At 73.1% G+C, this 13,221-nt stretch carries 10 protein-coding genes; 7 read left to right on the plus strand and 3 right to left on the minus strand.

Annotation, left to right across the window (positions count from 1 at the left end):
- Window positions 1-282: 282 nt before the first annotated feature.
- Window positions 283-4,503, plus strand: coding sequence for a hypothetical protein (locus ACFZDI_RS23770; protein WP_391253053.1), 4,221 nt, complete (start codon window positions 283-285; stop codon window positions 4,501-4,503).
- Window positions 4,504-4,679: 176 nt separating this feature from the next.
- Here ACFZDI_RS23770 and ACFZDI_RS23775 read toward each other — a convergent pair whose 3' ends face one another.
- The 3 genes from ACFZDI_RS23775 to ACFZDI_RS23785 form a co-directional block, all read right to left on the minus strand.
- Window positions 4,680-5,252 carry a GNAT family N-acetyltransferase gene (locus tag ACFZDI_RS23775; protein ID WP_361114393.1) on the minus strand — a complete coding sequence of 191 codons (573 nt, stop codon included), beginning with the start codon at window positions 5,250-5,252 and terminating at the stop codon, window positions 4,680-4,682.
- 158 nt (window positions 5,253-5,410) lie between these two features.
- Window positions 5,411-5,875, minus strand: coding sequence for a hypothetical protein (locus tag ACFZDI_RS23780; RefSeq protein WP_391253055.1), 465 nt, complete (start codon window positions 5,873-5,875; stop codon window positions 5,411-5,413).
- Window positions 5,876-5,912: 37 nt separating this feature from the next.
- The gene (locus tag ACFZDI_RS23785) at window positions 5,913-6,788 is read right to left on the minus strand and encodes a bifunctional DNA primase/polymerase (RefSeq protein WP_391253057.1); all 876 of its coding nucleotides are present in this window, start codon (window positions 6,786-6,788) and stop codon (window positions 5,913-5,915) included.
- Window positions 6,789-7,126: 338 nt separating this feature from the next.
- Here ACFZDI_RS23785 and ACFZDI_RS23790 point away from each other — a divergent pair, with 338 nt between their 5' ends.
- From ACFZDI_RS23790 to ACFZDI_RS23815, 6 genes are all read left to right on the plus strand, one after another.
- Window positions 7,127-8,041: an OB-fold domain-containing protein gene (locus tag ACFZDI_RS23790; RefSeq protein WP_391253058.1), complete on the plus strand. Its 915-nt coding sequence runs from the start codon at window positions 7,127-7,129 to the stop codon at window positions 8,039-8,041.
- Window positions 8,038-8,421 carry a MaoC/PaaZ C-terminal domain-containing protein gene (locus tag ACFZDI_RS23795; RefSeq protein ID WP_391253060.1) on the plus strand — a complete coding sequence of 128 codons (384 nt, stop codon included), beginning with the start codon at window positions 8,038-8,040 and terminating at the stop codon, window positions 8,419-8,421. Before ACFZDI_RS23790 ends, ACFZDI_RS23795 begins: the two co-directional genes overlap by 4 nt.
- A complete protein-coding gene (locus ACFZDI_RS23800) occupies window positions 8,418-9,590 on the plus strand; it encodes a lipid-transfer protein (protein WP_391253062.1) in 1,173 nt (390 codons plus the stop codon). Before ACFZDI_RS23795 ends, ACFZDI_RS23800 begins: the two co-directional genes overlap by 4 nt.
- A gap of 133 nt (window positions 9,591-9,723) precedes the next feature.
- Complete coding sequence (locus tag ACFZDI_RS23805) at window positions 9,724-10,284, plus strand: SigE family RNA polymerase sigma factor (protein ID WP_391253063.1); 561 nt, start codon at window positions 9,724-9,726, stop codon at window positions 10,282-10,284.
- A gap of 126 nt (window positions 10,285-10,410) precedes the next feature.
- Window positions 10,411-12,090 carry a long-chain fatty acid--CoA ligase gene (locus tag ACFZDI_RS23810; RefSeq protein ID WP_234850653.1) on the plus strand — a complete coding sequence of 560 codons (1,680 nt, stop codon included), beginning with the start codon at window positions 10,411-10,413 and terminating at the stop codon, window positions 12,088-12,090.
- Between the two features lie 153 nt (window positions 12,091-12,243).
- Entirely contained in the window at window positions 12,244-13,110 is an 867-nt protein-coding gene (locus ACFZDI_RS23815) for a hypothetical protein (protein WP_391253066.1), read from the plus strand.
- Window positions 13,111-13,221: the final 111 nt, after the last annotated feature.

Raw genomic sequence — 13,221 nt, forward strand, 5'->3', positions numbered from 1 at the left:
GGGATCCCGCCGGGATTGACGAGCGGGGCGCGGGGGAAGATCACCACATCGTCCGGCACCGGTCCCTCCCCTCGTGGGGACCGGTACCGAACGGTGGAGCCTCTTCGTCCGACTCGGACGGAAGCCGACCGGGTAGGTGTGCGGCTGCGACCGGATCCTGCCATTCCCGGCCATGGAAGTGGGGGGTTCCGGTGTCCAGCGGACGGCGTTTTCACAGGTCAGGCATATAGAATGAGTTTTCCGGTCCGGACGTCCAGGCGTGAAAAGTGAGGAGCTGAGACCTTGAGTTCCGACTCGGGGTCGCGCACCGCCTTCGCGGAACGCCTCGCACTGCTGTACAAGGAAGCCGGCAACCCTCCGCTCAAGCGGGTGTCCGAGGCGGTGGTGCGGCTTCAGCGGGTCGACGAACGCGGGCGGCCCGTGCGGGTTTCCGCCCAGCGCATCAGCGACTGGCGGCGTGCCCGGAACGTCCCCGCCCAGTTCGCCGCCCTCGCAGCGGTGTTGCACGTACTGATCCCCGACGCGCGCCGCTCACGACCCACGCCGGTCTCCCCCGGCCTGTACGACCTCGGCCAGTGGCAGCGGCTGTGGGAGAGCGCGGTGGCCGACCCGGTCGGTGAGCGCACCGGGGAATCCGCGGCCGAGGAGCGGCAGGCGGAGGAGTCCGTGTCCACTCCGGGTGGGGTCTGCCCCTACCGGGGTCTGGCCTCCTACCGTCTGGAGGACGCCCGTTGGTTCTTCGGCCGGGAGCGGAGCACGGACGCGCTCGTCACCCAGCTCGGGGCCGCCGCGGGCACCGGCGGCCTCGTCATGCTGGTGGGGGCATCGGGGGCGGGGAAGTCCTCCTTGCTGAACGCCGGTCTGGTGCCCGCCCTGCGGGACGGCGCGCTGGGCGGTGACGAGCGCAGGGGCGGCGACGGCAATGACGGGAACGGCAGTGGCGGGGAAGGCCGGGCGCGTGAGGTCGTGCAGCTCGTACCGGGGAGTGACCCCCTGGCGGAGCTGATCCGGTGCATCCCCGAACTGGCCTCCGTCATCCCGGCCTCGGCACTGGCGCCCGACGTGACCTCCACAGCAGTCCCCGGCAAGGCCGCAACACCGGCCTCCACAGAGGACCCCGGCCCAGTTTCCACAGCAGGCCCCGACACGGCCGCAACACCGGCCTCCACAGAGGACCCCGGTCCAGCTTCCGCAGCAGGGCCCGACACGGCCTCAACCCGGAACACGAGCCCAGCCTCCGCGAGGGACCCTCTCCCCTCCTCCGACGCCGTCCGCGCCGCCCTCACCTCCTGGGCGCGGCGCGCAGCTCCCTCAGGGGTCCGGCCGGTCGTCATCGTGGATCAGTTCGAGGAGACGTTCACCCTCTGCCCCGACGAGGCGGACCGCCGTGCCTTCATCGCGGTGCTGCACGCCGCCTGCACGCCCGCCGGCCCCGGCGAACCCGCCCCGGCCGTCGTGGTGCTGGGCATCCGCGCCGACTTCTACGACCGGTGCCTGCGGTACCCCGAGCTGGCCGACGCGCTCCAGCACCGGCACATGGTGCTCGGGCCGCTGACCACCCCGGAGCTGCGCGACGCGGTGAACGGACCGGCCAGGGCCGTCGGCCTGGAACTTGAGCCGGGGCTGGCGGAGCTGATCGTCCGGGAGGTCGGCGCCGACGGCCCGGGCGGGGCGCACGACGCCGGTGTGCTGCCGCTCCTCTCGCACGCCCTGTTCGCCACCTGGCAGCGCCGGAAGGCGGGCCGGCTCACCCTGGCCGGTTACCGCGCGGCCGGCGGCATCCAGGGAGCGGTCGCGGCCACCGCCGAACGGGCCTGGGCCGCCCTCGACCCCGCCGCGCGCACCGCCGCCCGGCTGCTCCTGCTCCGCCTGGTGCGGCTGGGCGAGGACACCCGGGCCACCCGCCGCCGCGGGACCCGGCGTCAGCTGACGGAGGAGTCGGCCGACCCCTGCAAGACCGAGGAGTCCCTCGAAGCGCTGGTCCGCGCCCGGCTGGTGACACTCGACGCGGAGACCGTGGAGATCACCCACGAGGCGCTGCTGCACGCCTGGCCGCGGCTGCGCGACTGGATCGACGAGGATCGGCAGGGCAATCTGCTGCGCCAGCGCCTGGAGGAGGACGGCCGGGCCTGGGAGGAGTCCCACCGCGACACCTCACTGCTGTACCGGGGCTCGCGGCTGGAGCAGGCCCACGGCTGGGCGCGGTCGGCCGGGGAGACGTCCCTGACCCGCAGCGCGGTGGAGTTCCTGAACGCGTCGGTGCGGCTGCGCAGGCGGATCACCTGGATCAGCCGGGGCGCGGTGGCGACGCTGGTCGTGCTGGCGATGCTGGCCGTCGGGTCGGCCGTCGTGGCCTGGAAGCAGCGGGACGAGGCCGTCTTCGAGCAGGTGCTCGCCCAGTCCGACCGCGTCCAGGACACCGATCCGTCGCTGTCGGCGCAGCTCGACCTGGTCGCCCACGGGCTGCGGCCGGATGACGAGGGCGCGAACAGCCGCCTGCTGTCCATCGTGAACGCCCCGCTGTCCACGCCCCTCACCGGCCACACGGGCGCTGTCTACCTCACGACGTTCAGCCCAGACGGACGGGTCCTGGCCACCGCCAGCTACGACCGGACCGTACGGCTGTGGGACGTCGCCGACCCCATGCGTCCCAAGCCCCTGGGCAAGTCCCTCACCGGTCACACGAGCTGGGTGAGCAGCGCGGTGTTCAGCCCGGACGGCCGGACGCTCGCGAGCGCCTCCGACGACGGCACCGTACGGCTGTGGGACGTGTCCGAGCCCGGGCACCCGAAGCCCCTGGGCCAGCCGCTGACCGGCCATGACGGCACGATCTACCTGATCGCGTTCAGCCCGGACGGACGTACGCTGGCGTCCGTCGGCGACGACCACACCGTACGGCTGTGGGACGTGACCGCTCCGCGCCGCGCGCGGGCCCTGGGTGCGCCCCTGACCGGGCACACGGCCGCCGTGCGCTCGGTGGCGTTCGCTCCGGACGGCCGGACGCTGGCCGCGGGCGGCGACGACGGGACGATCCGGCTGTGGGACTCGTCCGACCCCGCGCACCCGGAGCCCCTGGGGACGCCGCTGGCCGCCCACACCACCACCGTGCACTCCGTGGCCTTCAGCCCCGACGGCCGTACGCTCGCCGGCGGCAGCGCGGACGGCACCGTACGTCTGTGGGACATGGGCGGTCCGGGCCGCCCGGCCCCGATCGGGACGCCGCTCACCGGCCACACCGGGCCGGTCTGGTCGGTGGCCTTCAGCCCCGACGGGACCATGCTCGCCGCGGCCAGCGCGGACAGCACCGCGAGCCTGTGGAAGGTCAGCGATCCGCGGTACCCGTCGCAGGTGGGCGGCCCCCTCGCGGGCAGCAAGGGCGAGATGTACGCGCTCGGCTTCAGCCCCGACGGGCGCACCCTCGCGACCGGGGCGGGCGACAACAAGGTCCGTCTGTGGGCGCTGCCGAGGTCGGACATGGCCGGCCGGACCGGCGTGTTCCGGCCGGACGGGAGGCTGCTCGTGACGGCGGCGCAGGACGGGCGGATCCGGCTGTGGGACGTACGGACGCCGGGCAGGCCGGTGCGGATGGGCGCCCCGTTTCGCCCGGTCAGGGGCGAGGTGCGCTCCCTGGAGTTCTCCCCGGACGGCCGCACCCTCGCGATCGCGACGGACCACCGGGTGGTGGAGCTGTGGAACCTCGGCGACCCCGAACACCCCGTCCGGTACGGCTCTCCCGCCGCCCTGCGCGTGCGCTACGCCGATCCCCTGGCGTTCAGCCCGGACGGCGCGATCCTGGCCACCGCCTGGGACGACCGGACCGTGCGGCTGTGGGACGTCCGTGACCCGGCCCGTCCGCGTCCGCTCGGCAGCCCCCTCACCGGTCACAAGGGGTACGTCAACCACCTCGCGTTCAGCCCGGACGGCCGCACGCTCGCCAGCGGCAGCGCGGACGGCACGATCCGGCTGTGGAAGGTGACCGACCCGGGGCGGGCGGCCCTCACCGGGGCGCCCCTGCGCGGCCACCTGGGCGCGGTCAACTCGCTCGCCTACAGCCGCGACGGCCGCACGCTGGCCAGCGTCGGCGACGACAACTCGGTCCGCCTCTGGGACGTCACGGACCCGGCCGAGGCCTTCGAGCAGGCGCGGCTCACGGGGCACACGGAGGCGGTGGTGTCGCTGACGTTCAGCCGGGACGGCCGCACCCTCGCGAGCGGCGGCAACGACAGCACGGTGCGGCTGTGGGACGTCTCCGACCCCGCGCACGCCACCGCGTTCGGTCCGTCGATGAGTCCCAACATCAAGACCGGCACCTTCCTGGCGTTCAGCCCGAACAGCCCCATGCTGGCGGTCTCCAGTGGCGCGGACACCATCCGGCTGTGGGACCTCGACGTCGACACGGCCGTCCGCCGCATCTGTGCGATGACGCGGGGCGTGCTGACGCGGGACACCTGGCAGGAGTACCTGCCCCGGCTCTCCTACGACCCGCCGTGCGGCGGCCGATGAGGTCGTTTCGGCCAACAGGCCGAACCAGCACGGAAGTTGGAGTGAAACGAGTCACAACCGGGGCTTCCTGGCGGCCGGTCGTCTCGCGGTGGGCAAGCGCTTGTTACCCTTGGCCATAGCTCGACCGCTGGTGCATCCCCCGTCGCCAGCGGTCGGGCCTTTTTTCTCGGCTTCTCTCAGCGCAGGTCGAGGCGCATCAGGATGCGGGGATGACCGGCCAGGACCGAGGCCGTGTCCGCGGCGTGGGTGAAGCCGGCGCGTTCGAAGTTCTTGCGCAGACCCGCGTACGCCATCGTCAGGTCGACCCTGGCGTCACCGTTGTCCAGGGGGTAGGCCTCGATCACGGGTGCGCCCCGGTCCCGGGCGAAGGCGACCGCGCCGGCGATGAGGGCGTGCGAGATGCCCTGCTTGCGATGTCCCGGGCGGACCCGGACGCACCAGAGCGACCACACCGGCAGGTCGTCCACGTGCGGGATCTTGCGGTTGCGTGCGAAGGAGGTGTCCGCGCGCGGGGCGACGGCCGCCCAGCCGACCGGTTCGTCACCGTCGTAGGCCAGCACGCCCGGGGGCGGTTCGGCGCGGCACAGCTCGGCGACGTACTCGCCCCGGGCCGGGCCGCGCAGCTCGTTGTTGAGCCCGGAGGGGATCCGGTGGCTCAGACACCAGCAGACGTTCGCCCCGGGCGACTTCGGCCCGAGCACGGCACGGACGTCCTCGAACGCCGTGGCCGGGCGGACGTCGATGCTCATACCCCCACCCTGTCACGCCCCGTCCGCTCGCGTCCCGGCAGCCGCAGCCGGGCCGGCCTGGGCGGAAGCCGCCGGCAGGCGTGGTACTCGAACAAAGGCCAGGTCGACTCGGACTGCCGGCGCGGCAGTTCGGTTCGGGCAGCGCTCATCGGACGACCCTACGCGGGAGCGGGAGCGTCCCGGGCCAGAGCCGCCCAGTCGAGGTTGCGCAGCGCGGTTTCGGCGTCGCAGTCCGAGGGGAGGCGGGGCGTGGACTGGAACCAGACCACGGTCAGCCGCGAGCGGTAGGCGACCGGGTCGTGGGCCGGGTCCAGGGCCGTGGAGTGGAACGTGCCGAGGCAGGCCACGGCGGGCAGCACCTCGACCGGCCCGAGACCGCCCGCGTACTGGTCGGGGTACTCCCGCCGCGGCGGGACGAGGTGCACCGGTGTGCCCGGGCGGGACCGCTCGGCGGCGTGCAGGAGACCCCGGATCCGCAGGTCGTTCAGCGGCTTGCAGGGGTAGCCGTCCAGCAGGTCGCCGTACGTCGAGGAGAACCGCAGGTCGGCGAGGTCCACCGGGCGGCCGGAGGCCAGGACGAGACGGGCGAGCGCCAGGGCCGGCGCCTTTGCGTGGCGTTGCATCGAGGTCTTTCGGTGGTGGTCATGGGCGCGGCCTTGCTCACGGCCGGTGCCCCGTCATCCGTGCCGCCGAGGCGATCGTCGCCCTGGCCTCCCGCTCGGACAGGCCGGTGTCCCGGGCCGCGTCGACCAGGGGATCGACCAGGGCCGGGCCGATGCCGTCCTCGTAGGCCCGGCAGGCGGCCCAGAACAGGCGGGTGTTGCGCTGGCCCTCGTGCGCGGCCAGGACGAACTGGACCAGGCCCTGGCCGTGGCCCCCGGCGGCCGGTGGCACGGGGTGGTGGGGGTGCGGGGCGCGGGGCGGTGGGACCAGCAGCCGCAGCAGGGAGCGCGGGCAGGGGGCGGGGGCCAGGTGCGCGGTGCCGGGGGCGGCGGCGTACACGCCCCGGTCCGTGCGGGAGCCGGGGCCGACCAGGTAGCCGCCCGCGCCGCGGATGTCGATGCCGGGGGCGAGCCGGCCCGCCGAATTGGGGACGACCGCCTCGGGCGGGCCGCTCAGCCACAGGTGCCGTCCGCCGGACGGGGTGACGACGACCACGGTCGGCGGGATCGTGAACAGGTGCCGCAGCGCCAGCTCACGCAGGGCGGCCGAGGAGTCCGTGCCGGTCTTCACGTCCAGGTCGAGGCCGATCAGATGGTGCGGGGGGAGCCCGCAGGCGATGCCGTAGCCGGTCGCCCAGGGCGCGGCGGCGAACAGCTCGCGGATGCGGTCAGGGTCGCTGGTGGCGTCGTAGACGCCGTGCCCGGGGCGGCCGCACGCCCCGTGGCAGGGGGAGGGCGTGGGGTCGTCGCGGTGCGGGGAGCGCAGCGCGGGCAGCTTGGAGCGGGACAGGGGGATGACGGCCAGTCCGCGTTCGGCGGCTGACAGGGCGTGTGCGAGGGCCAGCGTCGTGGCCTGCCGGTCGGTGGTGGCCATGCCTCTAGTTTCGTACGTACGTTCGAAAAAGGAAAGGGGGAGCGGGTGCGACGCGCCGGGGCCGGGCCCGGCCGGAAAAAGTGCGGGACCGCTTCGCCCCTTGCGGCACCCGGGTTCGAACACCTCTGAGGCGACTCTGGACCAGCTTCACCCCGCTGTGGTGGTGAGCTGGGCGGGCCGGTGCGGTGGCACCGGCCCGGGTGGCGTGGGGATGTGCTTCGCGGGGTCACACACGTCTGGGCGGCGGTACTCCGGTACCGCCGCGCAGGCGTTCTCCACGTGCGTGCGCGCCCGTGAGGCCTTGACGGAGCACTGGATCTGACGGACAGTCAGAAATCGTGAAGGGTGAGCCGGAGGCAGACGAGGAGTTCGAGGCACGCCTGAAGGCCTACGAGGGCCGGGCGGCCGCCGCCACCGGGGTCGGCCGCGACCCCGTCAACCAGCCGATGATCAGGCACTGGTGCGAGGCCATGGGCGACACAAGCCCCGCGTACACCGGCCCGGACGCCGTCGCGCCGCCCACCATGCTCCAGGCGTGGACCATGGCCGGCCTCACCCACCGCCCGGACCGCACGGCCGCCTACGACGAACTCCTCACCCTGCTCGACGCGTCGGGCCATCACGCGGTCGTCGCCACCGACTGCGAACAGGAGTACCTGCGCCCGCTGCGCCCGGGCGACGAGATCACCTTCGACTCGGTGATCGAGTCGGTGTCCGGCCGCAAGACCACGAAGCTCGGGGCGGGTTACTTCGTCACGACCCGTACGGACGTCCGCGCGGGCGGCGCACTCGCCGGCACCCACCGCTTCCGCATCCTCAAGTACGCCCCCGCCCAGCGGCCCCCGACACCGGCCGAACGCCGCCCCCGCCCCGTCGTCAACCGCGACAACGCCGGCTTCTGGGAGGGCGTGGCCCGCCACGAACTGCTCATCCAGCGCTGCACCGCCTGCTCCGCACCGCGCTTCCCCTGGCTGCCGGGCTGCACCGCGTGCGGCGGTCCGGACTGGGACACCGTCGCGGCGGGCGGCGAGGGCAGGGTGTACTCGTACGTCGTCATGCACCATCCGCCCTTCCCGGCCTTCGAACCGCCCTACGCGGTCGGCCTGATCGAGCTCGCCGAAGGCGTGCGGATCGTCAGCAACGTGGTCGGGGTGCCCTGCGACGAGGTGCGCATCGGCATGCCGGTGCGGCTGGAGTTCCGGCGCTACGACGACGAGCTGGTGCTGCCCGTCTTCCGGGGGGTGGGCCCGTGAGGCCCGGCGACCGGCTCCCGCCCCTGGAGATCCCGATCACCCGCACCCTGATCGTCGCCGGTGCGATCGCCTCCCGCGACTACCAGGACGTCCACCACGACCCGGAGCTCGCCCGGCAGAAGGGCTCCCCCGACATCTTCATGAACATCCTGACGACCAACGGCCTGGTCGGCCGCTACATCACCGACCACTTCGGCCCCCGGGCGCGGCTGTGCCGGGTCGCCATCCGGCTCGGCGCGCCCAACCACCCCGGCGACACGATGGTGCTGACCGGCACGGTCGAGGAGGTCGACGGCGACACGGTGACCGTGCGGATCGTCGGCGCGAACGGCCTCGGCAAGCACGTCACCGGCACCGTGACGGTGAGGGTCGAGGGATGAGCCGGCGCGGGCGGGACGGCCTCGGCGGGCGCGCGGCCGTCGTCGGTGTGGGGGCCACCGAGTTCTCCAAGGACTCCGGCCGCAGCGAACTGCGCCTCGCCGTCGAGGCGGTGCGGGCGGCCCTCGCGGACGCCGGGCTGACCCCGTCCGACGTCGACGGGATGGTCACCTTCACCATGGACACCAGCCCCGAGATCACCGTCGCCCAGGCGGCCGGCATCGGGGAGCTCTCCTTCTTCTCGCGGATCCACTACGGCGGCGGCGCGGCCTGCGCCACCGTCCAGCAGGCCGCCCTGGCGATCGCCGCGGGTGTGGCCGACGTGGTCGTCTGCTACCGCGCGTTCAACGAGCGCTCGGGCCGCCGCTTCGGCTCCGGAGTGCGGCACCGGGAGCCCTCGGCGGAGGGCGCGGCCCTCGGCTGGTCGCTGCCGTTCGGCCTGCTCACCCCGGCTTCCTGGGTGGCGATGGCCGCCCAGCGCTACCTGCACACCCACGGGCTGACCACGGAGGCCTTCGGGCACGTGGCGGTCGTCGACCGGAAGTACGCGGCGACCAACCCGGCGGCCCACTTCCACGGCCGGCCCATCACCCTGGCCGACCACGCCGCCTCGCGCTGGATCGCCGAACCGCTGCGGTTGCTGGACTGCTGCCAGGAGACCGACGGCGGCCAGGCCCTCGTCGTCACCTCCCTCGAACGCGCCCGCGACCTGCCCCACCCGCCCGCCGTGATCGCCGCGGCCGCCCAGGGCGTCGGCCGCGCCCAGGAGCAGATGACGAGCTTCTACCGCGACGACCTGACCGGCCTGCCCGAGGCGGGGGTGGTCGCCCGGCAGCTGTGGCGCACCACCGGGCTCTCCCCGGCCGACATCGACGTGGGCATTCTGTACGACCACTTCACGCCGTTCGTGCTGATGCAGCTGGAGGAGTTCGGCTTCTGCGGCCGCGGCGAGGCGGCGGACTTCGTGGCCGAGGAGCGCCTGCCCCTCAACACGCACGGCGGACAGCTCGGGGAGGCGTACCTGCACGGCATGAACGGCATCGCCGAGGCCGTGCGGCAGATCAGGGGCACGGCCGTGAACCCGGTGCCGGGAGCGGAGCGGATCCTGGTGACGGCGGGGACGGGTGTGCCCACGTCGGGACTCGTGCTGACCGCCGACCCTCAGGGGTGAACCCGCAGTACCGCGGGCCCTCCGCTCCACCTACAGGAGGTGCGGTGGGCCCTACCCGTACAACCTGAGGGGGACCCCGCTTCGGCACCTGCGGCCGATCCGCCCGCGGGGTCGCCGCTCATAGCGTTGAGCCATGACCACACTCGTCTGCACGAGCGCTTCGAAGGCGGCCGGACCAGCGGCGCAGACCCTTCCGTACCCGTCCTTCTCGTCGTACGTCAGGGCCCGCCAGCCCGTGCTGCTGCGTACCGCCCGCTCGCTCACCGGCAACCCGAGCGACGCGGAAGACCTGCTGCAGACCGCCCTCACCAAGACGTACGTCGCCTGGGAGCGCATCGAGGACCACCGGGCCCTCGACGGCTATGTGCGCCGGGCGCTGGTGAACACCCGGACCTCGCAGTGGCGCAAGCGCAAGGTGGACGAATTCGCCTGCGACGAGCTGCCCGAGCCGGACCCGGTGCCCGGCGGTGACGACCCGGCCGAGCAGCAGGCGCTGCGCGACGCGATGTGGCGGGCGATCATGCGGCTGCCCGCGCGGCAGCGGGCGATGGTGGTCCTCAGGTACTACGAGGACCTCAGCGAGGTGCAGACGGCCGAAGTGCTCGGCGTTTCTGTGGGCACGGTCAAGTCGGCCGTCTCGCGGGCGATCGGCAAGCTCCGCGAGGACGCTGAGCTGGGAGTTGTCCGCCAGTGAGGCGGTCCCGCGCCCGCTTGTGAGCCGCCGCTCCGGCATGGCGTGATCTGATCGATCACCCGGTCCTAGTGACATACCGCGCGGTATGTGCGCAGAATCAGCGCAACCCTTACCACCGCGTAGGCAATGCCGCCCCGGGAGGACGCCGTGCTGAGCACCATGCAGGACGTACCGCTGCTGATCTCGAGGATCCTGACCCACGGGTCGACGATCCACGGGACATCACAGGTGACCACCTGGACCGGTGAGGACGAGCCGCACCGCCGCTCCTTCGCCGAGATCGGCGCCCGCGCGGCCCAGCTGGCCCACGCGCTCCGGGAGGACCTCGGCGTCACCGGCGACGAGCGCGTCGCGACCCTGGCCTGGAACAACGCGGAACACGTCGAGGCCTACTTCGCGATCCCGTCCATGGGTGCGGTCCTGCACACCCTGAACCTCCGGCTCCCGCCCGAGCAGCTGGCCTGGATCGTCAACCACGCCGCCGACCGCGTGATCATCGTCAACGGCTCCCTGCTCCCCCTGCTCGCCCCGCTGCTGCCGCACCTGAAGCCGGTCGAGCACGTGGTCGTCACCGGCCCCGGGGACCGCTCCCTCCTTGACGGCACGACCGTCCGCGTCCACGAGTACGAGGACCTGATCGCCGGCAAGCCGACCTCGTACGACTGGCCCGAGCTGGACGAACGCCAGGCCGCCGCCATGTGTTACACCTCCGGCACCACCGGCGACCCCAAGGGCGTGGTCTACAGCCACCGCTCCATCTACCTGCACTCCATGCAGGTCAACATGGCCCAGTCGATGGGCTTGACCGACGAGGACACCTCGCTGGTCGTGGTCCCCCAGTTCCACGTGAACGCCTGGGGCCTGCCGCACGCCACGTTCATGACCGGCGTGAACATGCTGATGCCGGACCGCTTCCTCCAGCCGGCCCCCCTCGCAGTGATGATCGAGAGCGAGAAGCCCACGCACGCGGCCGCCGTCCCCACCATCTGGCAGGGCCTGCTCGCCGAGCTGACGGCGAACCCCCGTGACGTGTCCTCCCTCGGCCAGGTCACGATCGGCGGCTCGGCCTGTCCGCCCTCGCTGATGGAGGCCTTCGACAAGCTGGGCATGCGGGTCTGCCACGCCTGGGGCATGACGGAGACGTCCCCGCTCGGCACCATCGCCCGTCCGCCGGCCGGTGTGACCGACGCGGAGGAGGAGTTCGCCTACCGCCTCACCCAGGGCCGCTTCCCGGCCGGTGTCGAGGCCCGCCTGTCCGGGCCCGGCGGCGAACGCCTCCCCTGGGACGGGGAGTCCGCCGGCGAGCTGGAAGTGCGCGGCCCCTGGATCGCCGGTGCCTACTACAACGGCCCGGACGCCGAACCGCTGCGCCCCGCCGACAAGTTCAGCGAGGACGGCTGGCTCAAGACCGGCGACGTCGGCACCATCTCCGCCGACGGCTTCCTCACCCTCACCGACCGGGCCAAGGACGTCATCAAGTCCGGCGGCGAGTGGATCTCGTCGGTGGAGCTGGAGAACGCGCTGATGTCCCACCCGGACGTCACCGAGGCGGCCGTGGTCGCCGTCCCCGACGACAAGTGGGGCGAGCGCCCCCTCGCCACGGTCGTCCTCAAGGAGGGCTCCACCGCCACGTTCGAGACCCTGCGCGCCTTCCTCGCCGACGAGGGCCACATCGCCAAGTGGCAGCTCCCGGAGCGCTGGACGGTCATCGAGGCGGTCCCGAAGACGAGCGTGGGCAAGTTCGACAAGAAGGTGCTGCGCCGGCAGTACGCGGAAGGCGAGCTGGACGTCACGTCCCTCGGCTGATCCGCCCCGGTACGGAGGCCGGCGACCTGCCTGCCCCGGCACGGACACCGGCGACCTGCCCGCCCCGGCCCCTCACTTCTGGTTGGATCGAGGGGCCGGGCACCGGGCCGGGGAGACGGGGGAACCGACATGCAGGGGGGAGCGGCTCCTGCCGTGACGGCGGCAGCCGAGGGCGTGCTGTCCGAGTTCCAGCAGAACCTCGTCGTGGCCGTCGTGGGCGTCGTCCTCGGCATCCTGGGCACCGTCGCCATCGAGCGCATGAAGCTCCGCCGCGAACCGACCAAGCGGCTCTCCTGGGACGCCGAGGTCAGCAACGCCATGGTGTCCACCGACGACACCATGCGCCGCCGGCTCCGGCTCAGCTTCGACGACTTTCCCATCGAGGGCCTGAGCTCGGTCGAATTCCGGGTCGAGAACAGCGGCAACCGGGTCGTCAAGAACGAGCAACTGCGCTTCAGCTTCCCGCAGGACGCCCGGATCCTCGAAGCGGTGCCGACGTCACAGCCCGAGCGCGAGATGGGGGTGACCAGGCGCCCCGACCTGGAACAGGCCGTGAGCGAGGCGGTCTTCACCGTCGGGCACCTGGAGCGGGGCCGGTCCGTGACGCTTCGGCTGTCCGTCGCGGCCCGGGACATCACCGGGTGGAAGGTCGTCGACCACAACGACGAGGGGGACGTCGACTTCCACGAACGCGCGGCGGCCCGCAGGAAGGAGGACCGGGAGCACGTCCCCACCTTCTTCGCGCTGGCCTTCCTGACGTTCACCGTCCCGCCCCTGGCCGCGCTGCTCGGCTACGTCGGGCAGCTGGCCGCCGTGGTGCTCGGCGTCGCCTTCCTGGTCAGCATCGCGCCCCACATCGCCCCCACGGGCCGGACCCTGCGGGACTTCCTGACCAGGCCGGAGGCGCCCCAGGGCAGCATCCACATCGGCACGGTCGACTCGTCCACGTTCGCGATCGGCGAGCGCAGCTCGGCCACCTCCGAACGCCCGAACCGCGTGCCACCCCAGCCGTCGTCCTGACGCCTGGTCCGGGCCCGTCAGCCATGCCGGTACCGGCCGACGGGACGCGCCCGGTACGCCGGTACCGGCCGATGGACGCGCCCGATACGCCGGTCTCGGCAGATGGCACCC

This window comes from Streptomyces sp. NPDC007907 (assembly GCF_042959365.1).
Classification (GTDB): Bacteria; Actinomycetota; Actinomycetes; order Streptomycetales; family Streptomycetaceae; genus Streptomyces; species Streptomyces indiaensis.

What these genes read in the sequence shown, in the direction of transcription:
- ACFZDI_RS23810 (WP_234850653.1), top strand. Translation starts at nt 10,411, where the DNA reads ATGCCGCCCCGGGAGGACGCCGTGCTGAGCACCATGCAGGACGTACCG.
- ACFZDI_RS23800 (WP_391253062.1), top strand. Translation starts at nt 8,418, where the DNA reads ATGAGCCGGCGCGGGCGGGACGGCCTCGGCGGGCGCGCGGCCGTCGTC.
- ACFZDI_RS23805 (WP_391253063.1), top strand. Translation starts at nt 9,724, where the DNA reads ATGACCACACTCGTCTGCACGAGCGCTTCGAAGGCGGCCGGACCAGCG.
- ACFZDI_RS23780 (WP_391253055.1), bottom strand. Translation starts at nt 5,875, where the DNA reads ATGCAACGCCACGCAAAGGCGCCGGCCCTGGCGCTCGCCCGTCTCGTC.
- ACFZDI_RS23775 (WP_361114393.1), bottom strand. Translation starts at nt 5,252, where the DNA reads ATGAGCATCGACGTCCGCCCGGCCACGGCGTTCGAGGACGTCCGTGCC.
- ACFZDI_RS23785 (WP_391253057.1), bottom strand. Translation starts at nt 6,788, where the DNA reads ATGGCCACCACCGACCGGCAGGCCACGACGCTGGCCCTCGCACACGCC.